Source organism: Arthrobacter sp. Soil736, from assembly GCF_001428005.1.
Lineage (GTDB): Bacteria > Actinomycetota > Actinomycetes > Actinomycetales > Micrococcaceae > Arthrobacter.
The window spans coordinates 485,336-499,427 of sequence record NZ_LMSB01000001.1; the positions used below are offsets into that span (position 1 = coordinate 485,336).

13 protein-coding genes and 3 pseudogenes are annotated in these 14,092 nt (G+C 67.4%); 7 read left to right on the forward strand and 9 right to left on the reverse strand.

The window, feature by feature from the left end:
• The first annotated feature begins 37 nt into the window (after positions 1–37).
• Complete coding sequence (locus ASG92_RS02265; protein ID WP_056623766.1) at positions 38–502, forward strand: Lrp/AsnC family transcriptional regulator; 465 nt, start codon at positions 38–40, stop codon at positions 500–502.
• A 49-nt stretch (positions 503–551) separates the two neighbouring features.
• Here ASG92_RS02265 and ASG92_RS02270 read toward each other — a convergent pair whose 3' ends face one another.
• Positions 552–1,574, reverse strand: coding sequence for a LacI family DNA-binding transcriptional regulator (locus ASG92_RS02270; protein WP_056623769.1), 1,023 nt, complete (start codon positions 1,572–1,574; stop codon positions 552–554).
• A gap of 163 nt (positions 1,575–1,737) precedes the next feature.
• Here ASG92_RS02270 and ASG92_RS02275 point away from each other — a divergent pair, with 163 nt between their 5' ends.
• From ASG92_RS02275 to ASG92_RS02290, 4 genes are all read left to right on the forward strand, one after another.
• A complete protein-coding gene (locus ASG92_RS02275; protein WP_056623772.1) occupies positions 1,738–2,673 on the forward strand; it encodes a dihydrodipicolinate synthase family protein in 936 nt (311 codons plus the stop codon).
• 113 nt (positions 2,674–2,786) lie between these two features.
• A complete protein-coding gene (locus ASG92_RS02280; protein WP_200951857.1) occupies positions 2,787–4,184 on the forward strand; it encodes an MFS transporter in 1,398 nt (465 codons plus the stop codon).
• Positions 4,185–4,485: 301 nt separating this feature from the next.
• Positions 4,486–4,893: an SRPBCC domain-containing protein gene (locus ASG92_RS02285; RefSeq protein WP_056623775.1), complete on the forward strand. Its 408-nt coding sequence runs from the start codon at positions 4,486–4,488 to the stop codon at positions 4,891–4,893.
• Positions 4,894–5,027: 134 nt separating this feature from the next.
• Entirely contained in the window at positions 5,028–5,609 is a 582-nt protein-coding gene (locus tag ASG92_RS02290) for a histidine phosphatase family protein (RefSeq protein ID WP_056623947.1), read from the forward strand.
• A gap of 67 nt (positions 5,610–5,676) precedes the next feature.
• Here the strand turns inward: ASG92_RS02290 and ASG92_RS02295 are convergent, their stop codons facing one another.
• From ASG92_RS02295 to ASG92_RS02315, 5 genes are all read right to left on the reverse strand, one after another.
• The gene (locus ASG92_RS02295) at positions 5,677–6,591 is read right to left on the reverse strand and encodes a DUF1905 domain-containing protein (protein WP_056623778.1); all 915 of its coding nucleotides are present in this window, start codon (positions 6,589–6,591) and stop codon (positions 5,677–5,679) included.
• A gap of 78 nt (positions 6,592–6,669) precedes the next feature.
• Complete coding sequence (gene nagA / locus ASG92_RS02300) at positions 6,670–7,815, reverse strand: N-acetylglucosamine-6-phosphate deacetylase (protein WP_056623782.1); 1,146 nt, start codon at positions 7,813–7,815, stop codon at positions 6,670–6,672.
• On the reverse strand, positions 7,812–8,888 hold the full coding sequence (locus tag ASG92_RS02305; RefSeq protein WP_056623785.1) for an SIS domain-containing protein: 1,077 nt from the start codon (positions 8,886–8,888) through the stop codon (positions 7,812–7,814). Before ASG92_RS02305 ends, nagA begins: the two co-directional genes overlap by 4 nt.
• Before the next feature lie 107 nt (positions 8,889–8,995).
• Positions 8,996–9,967, reverse strand: a complete 972-nt coding sequence (locus tag ASG92_RS02310) for a BadF/BadG/BcrA/BcrD ATPase family protein (RefSeq protein WP_056623788.1) — start codon at positions 9,965–9,967, stop codon at positions 8,996–8,998.
• Positions 9,967–11,370, reverse strand: coding sequence for a sugar porter family MFS transporter (locus ASG92_RS02315; RefSeq protein ID WP_056623791.1), 1,404 nt, complete (start codon positions 11,368–11,370; stop codon positions 9,967–9,969). The genes ASG92_RS02310 and ASG92_RS02315 overlap by 1 nt, the downstream gene beginning before the upstream one ends.
• Positions 11,371–11,500: 130 nt before the next feature.
• Between ASG92_RS02315 and ASG92_RS02320 the strand changes: the two genes are divergently transcribed.
• Positions 11,501–12,217 carry a GntR family transcriptional regulator gene (locus ASG92_RS02320; RefSeq protein ID WP_056623794.1) on the forward strand — a complete coding sequence of 239 codons (717 nt, stop codon included), beginning with the start codon at positions 11,501–11,503 and terminating at the stop codon, positions 12,215–12,217.
• Between the two features lie 152 nt (positions 12,218–12,369).
• Positions 12,370–12,807, forward strand: a complete 438-nt coding sequence (locus ASG92_RS02325) for a hypothetical protein (RefSeq protein ID WP_157372034.1) — start codon at positions 12,370–12,372, stop codon at positions 12,805–12,807.
• A gap of 112 nt (positions 12,808–12,919) precedes the next feature.
• On the opposite strand, the pseudogene ASG92_RS28900 reads toward ASG92_RS02325, so the two are convergent.
• From ASG92_RS28900 to ASG92_RS29460, 3 pseudogenes are all read right to left on the reverse strand, one after another.
• A pseudogene (locus ASG92_RS28900) lies at positions 12,920–13,120 on the reverse strand (sulfonate ABC transporter substrate-binding protein); the annotation flags it as partial.
• 1 nt (position 13,121) lies between these two features.
• A pseudogene (locus ASG92_RS29455) lies at positions 13,122–13,582 on the reverse strand (ABC transporter substrate-binding protein); the annotation flags it as partial.
• A gap of 1 nt (position 13,583) precedes the next feature.
• Positions 13,584–14,092: pseudogene (locus ASG92_RS29460) on the reverse strand (ABC transporter substrate-binding protein); the annotation flags it as partial.

Sequence of the window (14,092 nt, forward strand, 5' to 3'; positions counted from 1 at the left end):
CTGCCGGAAAATAACCATTCAGTAGTAGGATCTGCCAATGGTGACCATCGATGACATTGACCGGCACATCCTGCTCGAGCTGCAGCAGGACGGCCGGCTGACGAACCAGGAATTGGCGGACCGCGTGGGCCTGTCGCCCTCGCCGTGCCTCCGACGGGTGCGGCACCTGCAGGACAGCGGAGTGATAGCCGGCTACACCGCCGTTGTTTCCCAGGGCGCCGTCGGGCTCGCGATCACGGCCTTTGCCCGGCTGACGCTCCTTTCGCACACACCGCAGGTCGTCGACGCGGTCGAGGCGAAACTCCGCTCGGTCCCGGAGGTGGTCGAGGCATATCTGCTCGCCGGTGATGACGACTACCTCGTCAAGATCGTCGTCGATTCGTTCGCAACCTACGAGGAACTCCTGCGCAAGGATCTCCGCGCCATTCCGTCACTCGCGTCGATCAAGACGACCTTCGCCTTCGCGGTCACAAAGCCGCTGTCACCGCTTCCGATCCCCTAAGCGACGTCCCGCGGCCGGCATAACCGGCCGGCGTGGTTGATGGTTGGGCTCACGTGTGCCTTGGGGGGCCGCTGGATTCGCGGGGGATGAGCGTTGGCACGGATTTCCGGATGGTCGGCTCTTTGCCGGGGTTGACGAGCAGATCGATGGCTGTACTTGCTATCTGGTTCAGCGGCACGCGCACCGAAGACAGGGGGGTGGGGAGCCTGGCCGCGAGGGGAGTGTCGTTGTAGCCGACCAAGGCCAGATCCCGCCCGACGGTGAGGTGGGAGCGCTGGGCGGCCGCGATGATGCCCATGGCGATGTTGTCGTTGGCAGCGAAAACGGCGGTGGGGCGTTTCCCTGCGTTTTCGCCCAGGAGCGACTGGCCGGCGGAGAGGCCGTTTTCGATGCCGTAGCCGGCGGCGAGCAGCCATTCTTTGGGCGGCTGGATGCCGGCTTCGTCCAAGGCTCTGCGGGCGCCGGCCAGCCGGCCAACCGCGCTGGAAGTGAAGGACGGGCCGGTGACGACGGCGATCTCACGGTGGCCCAGGTCGATGAGGTGGCGGACCGCCAGGTATCCGCCGACGTCGTCGTCCCCGACTGCGGAGGGGCTCACTCCGTCGGTACGCAGTACCAGCGCGTGAGCGACGCCGCGTTGGCGCAGGAGGCGGGGCAGGTCGTCATCGAGGCGGGCCGTGGCGAGGATCAGTCCGTCCACGTTGCGATCCAGCAGCGTTTCTGCGGCCCGGCGTTCGTCTTCAGGGTCATCTCCGCTTGTGGCGACCATGGCGAAGTAGCCACGGTCCGCGGCTGCGCGCTCCAGCTCCTCGAACATGAGCGCCATCACCGTGTCGCTGAGGCGTGGCACCAGCACGCCCAGCGTCCGGGTTTCCCCCCGGCGCAGGCTCGATGCGAATGAGTTTCGCCGGTAACCGAGTTCCGCGGCGACCTTCCGGACGTGCTGGGCAGCGGCCGAGCGCGATTGGGTGCCGCGCTCGTCCAAGGCGCGGCTGGCCGTGGAAAGGCTCACTCCGCTTGCCGCGGCAACATCCCGCAGGGTGACGCTTGCGCCTGGTGCAGCCGGTTCCATGCGAATACTCCTGTTTGGGATTGTCTTAAAAGACACTCTATTTCCTCCTTGCGAGCAACCGGGCCTTGACAGTGAGTTGAACCACACCTCACAATGAAAACGTTCCCGCAAACGTTCTCATATTCTAGCGGGGACTACGATCAAGAAGACAGAGGAAGCTCTCATGACCATCGATCTCCGCGGACTTGTTCCCGCACCTGTAACGCCGTTCAACCGGGACGGCAGCGTCGACGTCGACGCGATCCACCGGCTCGGCGGCTGGCTTGCCAGCGTCGAAGGCGTCAAGGGCCTGGTTGTCCTCGGCCACGCCGGCGAAGGGACCTTCCTGACCCAGGAAGAGCAGGCACTTGTCATCCGGGCCTTCCGCGAGTCAGTGAACGACAGCCTGCCGATCATCGCCGGCATCACCGGTGAGGGCAACACGGTCGCCGCCCTGGAAGCCAAGCGCGCGGTTGAGGCCGGCGCCGCTGCCGGCCTTGTCTACCCTTCCCACGGCTGGCTCCGCTTCGGATACCAGAAGGGTGCCCCGCAGACCCGCTACAAGGAAATCTACGAAACGTCCGGCCTCCCGCTGATCCTCTTCCAGTACCCGGACGCCACCAAGGCCACCTATGGCCTGGAAACCCAGCTTGAGATCGCGGGCCAGGAAGGCGTGTTCGCCACCAAGAACGGTGTGCGGAACATGAAGCGCTGGGACACCGAAATCCCGGTACTGCGGGCCACCTACCCGGACCTGCAGATCCTGACCTGCCACGACGAGTACCTGCTGCACACCATGTTCGACGTCGACGGCGCACTCGTCGGCTACGGCGGACTAGCCCCCGAGCCGCTCGTGGAGCTCATCGCCGCGGGCAAGGCCAAGGACTATTCGGCAGCCCGCGCCATCCACGACCGCCTCCTGCCCGTGACCAAGAACGTCTACCACCGCGGATCGCACATGGAAGGTACCGTCGCCCTCAAGGAGGGCCTCGTCGCCCGCGGCATCCTCGAACACGCCACCGTCCGTCCGCCGCTGCTTCCCCTGGCCGAAGGCGCCGGCGCTGAAATCGCACTGGCCTTGAAGTCCGCCAACCTGGGCAGCGTCACCGTTCCCGCCTGATCCCCGGATCCCAAGGATGGCGGGCACACCGCCCGCCATCCTTTCCAAACTTTCACTCTCCACTCTTGGTCAATGACGACCCCAGCACCGCAGCTGGAGAAGGAGGACTCGCAGTGCGCGAGCCGAACAACACCGCAACAATGGCCAGCGGCCCCGAGGCCGCCCGAATCAACGCCGAGCTGGTAGCCAGACTCGAACGGCTCCCGGTCACGCGACGGCTGAGCCTCATCCGCATCATCATCGGGTCAGCAACCTTTTTCGACGCCTACACTGTCCTGGCCATCGCATTCGCGATGCCCCAATTGGTGACCGAATGGCACCTGAGCGCAGGCGAGATCGGAATGATCCTCTCGGCCGGCTACGTCGGGCAAATCTTTGGTTCCCTCTTCTTCGGACACCTGGCTGAGAGGATCGGGCGGCTGCCAGTCCTGCTCATCACCATCATTCTGTTCGTGTCCATGGACATCTCCTGCCTGTTCGCCTGGGGCGCCTGGTCCATGATCGTCTTCCGCTTCCTCCAAGGCATCGGCACAGGCGGCGAAGTGCCTGTCGCCAGCGCATACATCAATGAATTCATCGGGGCCAAGAAGCGCGGACGGTTCTTCCTCCTCTACGAGGTGATCTTCCCCGTCGGTCTCATGTTTGCAGGCATCGCCGGCTACTTCCTTGTCCCGGTGTTCGGGTGGAAGGCCATGTTCATCGTCGGCCTCATCCCCGCCGTACTCACCATCCCGATGCGCGTACTCATGCCGGAGTCGCCGCGTTGGCTCGCCTCTACAGGCCGCGTCCAGAAGGCCGACGCCGTCGTCAGCATGCTCGAAAACGAAGCGCTCAAAGCCGGGGCCACGCTTCCCGAACCCGTCGTGCGACCGGTGGACCCCAAGGCCACCGCCCGCTCCGACTGGCGCGAACTCTTCAAGGGCATCTACCGCAAACGCACCTTCACCATCTGGTTTCTGTGGATCTGCGTCTACATGGTCAACAACGGCCTCATCACCTGGCTGCCGACCCTGTACAAGCAAACCTTCAACCTGCCGCTGCAGACCAGTCTCGCCTACGGCTGGGTGACGTCGGCGGTTGGCGTTGTCGCCTCCATCCTCTGCGCCCTGCTCATCGACAGGGTCGGCCGCAAGCGCTGGTATTCCGTGGCGTTCCTCGCCTCCACCGTTCCCCTCATCGTGCTCACGGCCCTCGGGGCCGTCTCCGCGACCCAGGTCGTGGTGTTCGCCAGCGTCGCCTACGCCATCCTGCAAACCATTTCGTTCTCCCTGTACCTCTACTCCGCCGAGCTCTACCCGACCCGGCTTCGCGCCATCGGCACGGGCTTCGGCAGCGCCTGGCTCCGCGCAGGATCCGCCATCGGGCCGCTCCTGGTCGGATGGATCGTCGAGAACTTCGGCATCAGCTACGTCTTTACCGCGTTCGCAGCAGTTGCCCTGATCGGAGGCCTCATCACCATCGTCTTCGCCATCGAGACCAAGGGCCGCGTCCTCGAAGAACTCTCGCCCTAACCAACCCCCGCCCCCGCGCACAATTACGACACCACGGCGGCCCAGACCTCGACGAGGCTGGGCCGCTGTCATTTCCGCAGAAACCGAGGCCTTGCAGCGCGATCGCCGCGCGGCCGGCATCGTTTGGTGGGTGACCGACCGCTTGATATGTCGGAAAATTCCGACCGGCTGTACCACCTCCAGCCGGGAGGCCTCGCCGAGGTCGGCGGCTGGTAGGTGGTTCATCGATCGCTTGATATGTCGGAAACTGGACCGAGCGCCTCGACGCGCTTGCAAACCTTCTGGACGAGGAGAAACCGTCATGACAGAGAACACGATCCGGCTCGAGCGCCGCCTCCCGCACCCGACCGCAGCCGTGTGGGCTGCGCTCACCACACCTGAATTGCTGTCCCGCTGGTGGGCCCCGGGCGATATCGCACCCACCGTGGGCCACCGTTTCACGATGGACATGGGCGCGTGGGGCAAGCAGCAGTGCCAAGTCCTCGCCGTCGAGCCCGGCGAGTCGATCAGTTTCCTCTTCTCCGAGGGCCAGCTGGACACCACCGTGACGTGGCGACTCGAGGCCGTCGAAGATGGGACCGTCCTGCACCTTGTGCACGAGGGCTTCCGACTCGACACGCCAATGGGCCAGCAGGCCTTCCAAGGCATGGGCGGCGGGTGGCCGGGCCTGCTGTCCCGGATCGATGGAGTTCTCTCCGGCGTTTCCTGATTCGGCCGGGCGGGTCTGACGCCTTCGCTGCCGCAGCCCTGACTCGACGCCGTAGCAAGAGGATGCCGTAGCAATAGGACGCGCAGTGGCGCTGGCCGAAGGGTCAGTTTCCCTTGTAACGGAGAATGGAAGGCATGACCTTTACGACGCTAGCCCTTGTCCGCCATGGCCAGACAGACTGGAACGCGCAGCGCCGGCTGCAGGGATCCACCGACATTCCGCTTAACGACGTCGGCCGCGGCCAGGCGCGCGACGCCGTCGCCGTCCTGTCGGACTACGAGTGGGACGCGATCGTGTCCTCGCCGCTGAGCCGTGCCGCCGAAACCGCCAACCTGATTGCCGCCGGGCTGGGGCTCAGCGTTGACCGGCGCCTGCCCGAGCTCGCCGAACGTAGCTTCGGACCCGCGGAGGGCCTGCAGGCCGGCCCCGAACTGGACGCACTGCGCACCCCTGACGGCGGTTTCCGCGGCGCCGAAAGCGAGGACGAGGCAGCCTCCCGCGGGCTGGCCGCGCTGGAAGCGCTGGCCGAGGAGTTCCGCGGCCGCCGCGTCCTGGTCGTCGCCCACGGCACGCTCCTCCGCGTGAGCCTCAGCCGCGCAATCGGCCGCACCCTGCAGAGCATCGACAACGCCGTGCTCAACCTGGCCCACCACCATGCTGTTGACGGCTGGGAGCTCGAATACTTCAACGGCGAGCGGGTAGTGGCTGCCGTTTAGGGCTGACCCGCACCGACCCTTCAGAACCACACATCGCCGGCGTGGTCGGCTAACTGCAGAAACAGCATCAGGGCCCGGTGCTTTGCAGGTGTTCCTGGCACCCCACCGCGTAGGCCTCGCGCAGCCATGCGGCGAGTTCGCCGTCGACGTCGGAGGGGTCGGTTACCCGGACCGTGCAGATATGCGTGTACGGAGACAACGTCTCGATTCGATGGAACCTGGGGGATTCCACCCTGCGGGTGAGCCAAAAGTCCACATCCAGCCAATGCTTCCTGGGCCTGACCCCGCCGAACCGCACGCGCACCATGAAGGCGACCCGGTCCTGGTACGGCACGAGGGTGACCGCGCCAATGGACTCAAAAGTCTGAAGTACCACGTCGAAAAGTTGCCGAATCTCCGCCGGTTTCTCGCGGAAGGGCTCGTCCAGCGAGTGCCTGGCGCAGGAGTGGTACATGTTTCGGGTGACAAACGCACGCCCGCAGTTTGGGCACGTCCACAGCTCCCGGTCGGTGCGCTGGCCCGGCGGCAGGACTTCCCCGCCCAGCACCTGAGCCACAATCTGCTCAACCCTGCGACCGCGTGTCCTGGCGCTCCGTGCGTCCTCGAGGAACCGGCTCAGCTCCCGTCGGTGCGGAGCCGGCAGCAGATCCCACTTTTCGTAGGCGCCCGCCACGCCGTCCAGGGCGGCAGCCAGATCGCCCGGAGGCCTGACCCGCTCCGGACCCAGGGGCAGCACGTCAACAGTTACGGTGTCTCCGACTTTCACTCCGGTTGCGGCCCGCACGCCGCCTGGAACGTACAGGATGTGACCCTCAGGCCTGACTGGCATGAGGGTCGCGTTGAACTCCGTGCCATCAAGTCGCCCGGTCACCCGGATTCGGCCGTGGTTCGCAAAAGGCAGCAACTCAGCGCTGACCCTGCCCGGAACATCGAGGAACGGATTGGGCCCCCGCTGTTGCACCGTTGCGCTGAAGCGGACCATGCCGTCATTATCGCGCCGCGAAAAGCCGCCATACAAGAACCCGAACCGGCTGGCGGCGTCTCGCTGGTTTCGACAGGCTCAACCAGCGGCCTCCGAACGGCACCATTCTCCGGACTTCATGACCGCCGCAACCCCGAGATCCTCGCTGAGCACCACCAGATCCGCACGCAGGCCCGGCTCCAGTCGGCCGACGTCGGAGAGCCCCAGCATGTCCGCCGGATTCTGCGTGGCCGCGCGGACTGCGTCGGCCAGCGGGACACCCGCATGCCGGACCGCGTGCCTCACGGCGGCGTCGAGCGTGAGGATGCTGCCGGCGATGGCGCCGTTGCTGACCAGCCGCGCCTCGCCGTCGGCCACGCGGACCTCCAGCCCGCCGAGGTCGTACGTCCCCTCATGCGCGCACGCCGCCGCCATGGCATCCGTGACGAAGACGGCGCGGGCCGGGCTTCCGGAGATGAAGCGCACCAGCGAGGGGTGCAGGTGCACGCCGTCGGCTATCACCTCGGCAAATACTGCCGGGTCCTCCAGCAACGCCAGCGCAGGCCCGGGTTCGCGGTGGTGCAGCGACCGCATCGCGTTGAACACGTGCGTCCCGGCGGTGGCGCCCGCCGCGATCGCCTGCCGGGCCAGGTCATAGTCGGCGCCGGTGTGGCCGATGGCGGCCACCGCGCCGTACCCGGTGATCTGCCGGATGGCCGCGAGGCCGCCTTCCAGCTCGGGGGCGATGGTGACCATTCTGATGGTGCCCCGGCCGGCCAGCATGAGCCGGTCAATGCTGGCCGGGTCCGGGGTCCGCAGCAGGCTCTTGGTATGCGCGCCCCGGTGATACGGGCTGAGCCAGGGCCCCTCCAAATGGATTCCGGCCAGCACGCCATCCTCAACCAGTTCCGCCAGCGCCCCCACCGCGCTCTCAAGGTGCGCGAGGGAGGCAGTGACGAGGCTTGCCATCAGCGTGGTGGTCCCGTGCTCACGGTGTACTGCGGCGATCTTGACCGCGGCGGCAGCGGGATCAGCGTCATTGAAGCTGAAGCCGCCGCCGCCGTGGATGTGGGCGTCGATGAAGCCGGGCGCCAGTGTCCCGTCCGGATAGCTGGCGTCAGGCTCGCGGGGAGGTGTCCCGCCGCCCACGGCACTGATCCGGCCTGACCGGACTTCCACCCAGCCCGGCTCTAGGACGGCCTCGGGCGTGATGACCCGGGCGGCGGAGATGAGCGTTGGACTCACCAGGTTTCCGTGATTTTGCGCAGGCCCCGGGGCGCATCCGGATCCCGGTGCCGGGCCGCGGCCATGGCGTGGGCCAGACGTTGCAGGGGCAGTATTTCAAGGACCGGAGCGAGCTGCTCGCTGACGGCCGGGAGGGGCACCACATGGTTCTGCGGGCGGGCGGCCCCGGGGTCGCCCACCAGGCAGACGTCCGCCCCGCGCTCCGCCAGCCGCTCCAGCACCGGCTGCAGGGCGCGTCCGCCGGCTCCCTGGGAAGCGATGGCTATGACGGGGCGGTCCTCGTCGATCATCGCGAACGGTCCGTGCAGGAGATCGGCTCCGGAAAAGGCATGCGCGGCCAGATAGGACGTTTCCATCAGTTTCAACGCCGCCTCCCGTGCGGTGGGGTATGAGAATCCGCGCCCGGTGGTGATGATGTGGTTCGCGTAGCGGTAGCGGTCTGCCACCTCCAGTATCTCCGGTCTGGCCAAAACATCGGCCGCGTGGCCGGGCAGCGCCAGCGCGTCGGTCCCGTCCCCGCCGGCCCAGGCGTCGACGAGCAGCCAGAGCGCCAGCAGCTGGGAGGTGTAGCTCTTGGTGGCTGCCACGGCTCGCTCCGGCCCGGCCATGATGTCCAGGTGGTGCCGGGCCGCGCCGGCCAGGGGCGAGGACGGCGCATTGGTTACCGCAACGGTGAGCGCCCCGCCGCGGGCGGCCGCGGCGGTGGAGTCCACCAGGTCGGGGGATCCGCCCGACTGGCTCACGGCCAGCCAGAGGACCCCGTCCATCTTGGGTTCCGCGCCGTACACGGTAAGGCTCGACGGCGACGCGAGCCCGGCCGGCAGGCCCAGAACGGTCTCGATGAGGTACTTCGCGTACAGGGCGGCGTGGTCACTCGTGCCCCTGGCCGCCAGGAGGACGTACCGGATATCCGCGTCCCGAAGGACGGCGGCCAGGCGGCGGATCTCGGGGCGGCCGTGGTCGAGCTGCCGGGCCAGCGCCTGCGGCTGCTCGAGGATTTCGGCGGCCATCAGCACTCCGGGAGGCCGGGTGGCGGCGCCGTCTGCGGTCAGGGTGGTGTTCGGCGGGGTCATGCGTTCTCCTCGAATGGGCTTGGGCTTGGGCTTGGGCTTGGGGTTGGGTGCTTGGGTCTGGAGTTGGGTGTTTCGGACGGAGAGGGATTGGCGTGGCAGTCGGACCCTCAGGCCGGGACCGGGCGGTGCTGTTGGGCTGACGCGGTGGCGTCGTCGAGGGCCAGTTTCACGGCACCCCAGGCGGGGGCGCGGTCCAGCACCCGCACGTCGGCCAGGCCGCGTTCTCCCAGAAGCTCCCTGACCCGGCCGGCCAGCGCCGGCTGGTTGACCAGCATCCCGCCGGCCAGCAGGACCGGCGGAGCGGCGGACCCGGTCGCGGGGATGGTGCCCAGCCTCCCGTTGACCGCGACGGCGAGGGCGGCAAGGTGCCGGCCGGCGTCGTCGACGATCCCGGTGCTGACCCGGTCCGCCCCGGCCGCGAGGGCGAAGACCGTTCCGGCCAGGCCGGCCCAGTACCGGCGCTCCGGCTTCCGGTAGAAGAGGTCCAGCAGCTCCGCGGGCTCAGCAGTGCCGGTCCGCTCCAGCAGCTGGGCCGTCAGCGGCCCGGCGGTCAGGCCGCCGTCGTGCTCGGAAAGGGCGTTGCGGACTGCACTGCAGGCCACCGCGTAACCGCTTCCCTCATCGCCCAGCAGGTATCCCCAGCCGCCAGCCCTGGCCTCGCGGCCGTCGCCGGTCCGTGCCCAGGCCGCGGAGCCGGTGCCGGAGATGAGGACCGTGCCGGCCTCGAGCCCTCCGGCGGCGAGGATGATGCGGGTGTCGTGGGCCACGCGGATCCGTGCACCGGGGAACCGGCGGGACAGCAGGGCGGCCAGCCGGTCCTTGCCGTCGCGGGTGTCTGCCCCTGCGGCCCCGGCGAAGACGGTGCGTATTCCGTGGCCGTCACGGTTTCCCGCGCCGAGCCGGTCGGCAATCTCATCCAGTGCCGAGGATGCTGCCTCGTGCCCGACGGAGGCGATGTTTGCGCTGCCGGCCGTGCACTCGGCGACGCTGGCGCCGTCCTCGTCGGCGAGGATGGCGTGGGTCTTGGACCCGCCGATATCCAGTCCCAGGACACGGTCCAAGCCCAGCACGCGGGGCATCACTTGGCCGCCGGCTTGCTGTCGGTGGCTTCCGGCCAGCGTGCGCCGTTTTCCCAGTAGTGGCGGATTTCCTCGAGGTTCCGGCCCTTGGTTTCCGGGGCGAGGCGGTGGACAAAGACGAACCCGGCGACGGCCAGCACGCCGAACACGGCGAAGGTGCCGGCGCCGCCCAGCCGCTGCAACATGGTCAGGAAGAAGGCCGCGACAATCACGTTGGCCACGAGGTCGGAGGTCAGCATGGCGCTGGCGCCCAGGGAACGCAGCCGGGCCGGGAAGGATTCGCCGGCGTAGACCCAGACCAGCGCGCCGAAGCCGAAGGTGAAGCCCACCGTGAAGAGCAGGACTCCGAGGAACCCGACCACGGTCAGGGCGCCGCCGAAGTCGCGGCCCACCATGAAGACGGCGACGAGGATGATGTTGGCGGCAATCATCATGCCGATGCCGCCGAGCAGGATGGGACGCCGTCCCACCCGGTCCACCAGCGACAGCGACACGAAGACGGCAACCAGGGCAGCGGCCTGGACCAGCGCGGGCAGCAGGAGCAGCGCGGCGTTGCCGGTGAAGCCCATCGCCTCGAAGATCCGCGGGCTGTAGTACACCACGGCGTTGATGCCCGTGATCTGGATGAAGAACCCGAGGCCGACGACGAAGACGGTCGCCTTGAGGTAGGGGGAGCGCAGCATCTCCCGCAGGCCCCCGCCGCGTTCCTCGCTGATGGCGCGCTGCATGTCGGCCAGTTCGGCGTCCACATCGGCGTCCGGTTCAATGGAGGACAGCGTGCGGCGGGCATCTTCCTTGCGCCCGCGCATCATGTACCACCGGGCGGTGTCCGGGAGGCGGAGCGTGACGGCAAGGACGGCGACGGCGGGGACTGCGGCCAGTCCCAGCATCAGCCGCCAGTTCTCGGATGCGGACAGCGCGTAGGCGGCGAGGTATCCGACGATGATGCCGATGACGGTGGCCACCTGATAGGCGACAAGCAAGGCGCCGCGCACCTTCGGAGGTGCCGATTCCGCCACAAAGACGGGCACCACAACCACCGAGATGCCGATGGTGAGGCCGAGCAGGAGGCGGGCGACGAGCAGCATGGGGACGTCGGCCGCAAGGGCGCTGAGCACCGCGAAGGCGGCATACGCTCCGGCGACGCCCACCATGCAGGCCTTCCGGCCGATCTTGTTCGCGAGCCAGCCGCCCAGGACGGCGCCGAGCACTTCGCCAATGACGACGGCGGTGGTCACCAGCTCCTGTTGGCTGGTGGAGAGCTGGAACTCCTTGGTGATGAACAGCAGGGCGCCGGCAATATTCGACAGATCGTAGCCGTAGATAATTCCGATGGTCGCGGCGGTGCCGCCGACCAGAAGGCCAAGACGCGGAGTCTGGCGCAGGTCTTGCAGGAACGACATCATTGGGTCCTTGTGCGTGGGGAATGTGATGGGGAGTGCGTCCGAAGTAGGTCCCGGGACGATTGGTATAAACCAATTTCTCCTATTTTGGCGTAGACCAATTTTCCTGTCAATAGGTAGTATCGGATCCATGGAGACCCCCGCCGCTGCCGCGCTGCCCAAGTACTACGTACTCAAGGAGCAGATCCTCACCCTCATTGAGGACGCGGTCCCGGGAACGCTGATTCCCACGGAGCGGGCGCTCGCCGAGCAGTACGGCACGTCCCGCACCACGGTGCGGCAGGCGATCGGTGAACTTGTGTCCGAGGGCCGGCTGGACCGCACGCAGGGGAGGGGCACGTTCGTGGCCCCGCCGAAGGTGACGCACGTCCGCCAGCTCACATCGTTCACGGACGATGCGGCCAGCCAGGGGATGACCGCCTCCGCCAGGATCCTGGACATCAGCGAGGTGCCGGCGGATACCGTGACCGCCAAGCGGCTGGCCGTGGAGCCGGGCGCCGGAGTGCACCGGGTTGAGCGCATCAGGCTGGTCAACGGCGAACCGCTCGCCCACGAAACGGCCTTCCTCGCCGGAGAGCTGCCGGATCTTGCTGGCAACGTGGAGGTCCGGGGATCGCTGTACTCGGCCCTGCGCGAGGACTACGGAATCCGCATCAGTGAAGTCGAGGACACGGTGGAGACCAAGCTCGCCGGCCCTGAGGAGGTCCGGCTGCTGGACGTGGAAATGGGGGCGCCCATGCTGCTGGTGCACCGGCTCGGGTTCGACCCCGAAGGCCGCCCCGTTGAGTGGACCGAATCGGTCTTCAGGGGCGACAGGTTCCGCTTCGTGGCCCGGATGCACGTCTAGGCGGTTCCTTACGCTGCACGGCGCCACGTTAACCCATATTGCGTCCTGAGTCGGCCGGTGTCGCAGGGCATTGAGAAGTATGTAGCCGGGTGGTTGTGTGGGTCCACAAGCATCAACGGGGTGGCCCAGCGCCCTCCTTGAATCGGGGGGCCATGATTACAGCTTTGGTTCACAGGATCCGGACGCAATGCAGCGCGGAACTGAATCTCTTCCGCAGCCAGGTGCACGCCCTGGTCTGGCAGGACATCGGCCCCGGAGGCCTGGACGCAGCGGCCACCACCATGGCGCGCCGGCCGTGCCTGGTCACTCCGGGCGTTTCCGTGGAGATCGTCGGCTTCGCGCGCTGGCTTCCCGCAAACGGGACCGCTGCGGTGGGCGTGGCAGTGGCCATGAACCTTCAACCCGACCGCAGGGCCTCAAGCGTTCACTGGGAGGAAGCCCACGCGTGGGCCGGTGCGGTGGCTGAGGCGCCGTGGGAGATGGCCGAATACATCGGAAGCCAGGAGAGCCCCGGCGGCATGGTCTTTCACTATGCGTTGAAGTCCGCCGACGACCTCTACCGTTTCGAGGAAGTCCCGACGGCGTTGTAGGCGCCTCGCGCGGGACAAGACGGGCCACACAAAAAGTCCGGCCACACAATAGGTCCGGCGGGAATCTTCCCGCCGGACCTATTGCTGCTTGGTGGATTGTTGAGTGCGCGGATCAGTCGTTGCCGAGACCGGCCGCGGATGTCTTCTGCCCGGTGACCGTGTTCAGCGTGGTGAGGTCGAAGATGCCGTTGATGTCGGCCTTTTTGGTGGTGCCTGCGTCCACGCCGTCCTGCAGGAGCTTGGTGAAGGTTCCGGCCAGCGGGTCAACGGTGAACACGATGTTCTTCAGCGAGCGGTCGATGACGTCCTGCGGNGATACCAGATGAAGGCGGCGCGGCACATCAGGACTTCCGATGCGTTCGAGAATGAACTTGGTGCCGGCGTCCACGCCGTCCTGCAGGAGCTTGGTGAAGGTTCCGGCCAGCGGGTCAACGGTGAACACGATGTTCTTCAGCGAGCGGTCGATGACGTCCTGCGGCAGGGCCTTGCCGGCTGCGTCCTTGAGGGCGGCGTTCACCTCGGTGGCCTTCTGGGCGGCGGGGGTGTCGTTGAGCCACTTCACCGCTTCGACGTGGCCCTTGAGCAGCCCTTCGACGGTTTCCGGGTGTTCGGCGGCGAACTTCTTGTTCACGATCAGGATGGTGGTGGGGAACTCGCCCGGCTTCCCGGTCAGGGAGCCGTCCCACAGGTCCTTCTCGTCCACCAGGACCTTCGCGCCGGCCTGGAGCACCAGCCGGGAGGCCCACGGCTCCGGCAGCCACGCGCCGTCGAGCTTNCCGTCCCACAGGTCCTTCTCGTCCACCAGGACCTTCGCGCCGGCCTGGAGCACCAGCCGGGAGGCCCACGGCTCCGGCAGCCACGCGCCGTCGAGCTTGCCGTCCTGGAACAGYTTCAGCGTCTGGGCGTTCTCGGTGGGGTTGATCGCSACGTCMCCGCCGCCGTCGGTGTTGGTCTTGTAGCCCTGCTTGCCCAGCCAGGCGCGCAGCGCCACGTCCTGGGTGCCGCCCAGCTGCGGGGAGGCCAGGGTCTTGCCCTTCAGGTCCGCGGCCGTCTTGATCTCCGGCTTGACCACCAGCTGAGCCCCGCCCGAGGCGGCGCCGGCGATGATGCTGACGGACTCGCCCTTGCTCTTGACGAACGAGTTGATGGCCGGGTTCGGGCCGATGTAGGTGGCATCGATCGCGCCGGCGTTCAGCGCCTCGATCGCCGCGGGGCCGGCGTTGAACACCTGCGTGGACAGCTTCGTGCTGCCCAGGTTCTCTTTGATGAAGCCCTGCTTCACGCC

What these genes read in the sequence shown, in the direction of transcription:
- ASG92_RS02265 (WP_056623766.1), top strand. Translation starts at nt 38, where the DNA reads ATGGTGACCATCGATGACATTGACCGGCACATCCTGCTCGAGCTGCAG.
- ASG92_RS02270 (WP_056623769.1), bottom strand. Translation starts at nt 1,574, where the DNA reads ATGGAACCGGCTGCACCAGGCGCAAGCGTCACCCTGCGGGATGTTGCC.
- ASG92_RS02275 (WP_056623772.1), top strand. Translation starts at nt 1,738, where the DNA reads ATGACCATCGATCTCCGCGGACTTGTTCCCGCACCTGTAACGCCGTTC.
- ASG92_RS02285 (WP_056623775.1), top strand. Translation starts at nt 4,486, where the DNA reads ATGACAGAGAACACGATCCGGCTCGAGCGCCGCCTCCCGCACCCGACC.
- ASG92_RS02290 (WP_056623947.1), top strand. Translation starts at nt 5,028, where the DNA reads ATGACCTTTACGACGCTAGCCCTTGTCCGCCATGGCCAGACAGACTGG.
- ASG92_RS02295 (WP_056623778.1), bottom strand. Translation starts at nt 6,591, where the DNA reads ATGGTCCGCTTCAGCGCAACGGTGCAACAGCGGGGGCCCAATCCGTTC.
- ASG92_RS02305 (WP_056623785.1), bottom strand. Translation starts at nt 8,888, where the DNA reads ATGACCCCGCCGAACACCACCCTGACCGCAGACGGCGCCGCCACCCGG.
- ASG92_RS02310 (WP_056623788.1), bottom strand. Translation starts at nt 9,967, where the DNA reads ATGCCCCGCGTGCTGGGCTTGGACCGTGTCCTGGGACTGGATATCGGC.
- ASG92_RS02315 (WP_056623791.1), bottom strand. Translation starts at nt 11,370, where the DNA reads ATGTCGTTCCTGCAAGACCTGCGCCAGACTCCGCGTCTTGGCCTTCTG.
- ASG92_RS02320 (WP_056623794.1), top strand. Translation starts at nt 11,501, where the DNA reads ATGGAGACCCCCGCCGCTGCCGCGCTGCCCAAGTACTACGTACTCAAG.
- ASG92_RS02325 (WP_157372034.1), top strand. Translation starts at nt 12,370, where the DNA reads ATGATTACAGCTTTGGTTCACAGGATCCGGACGCAATGCAGCGCGGAA.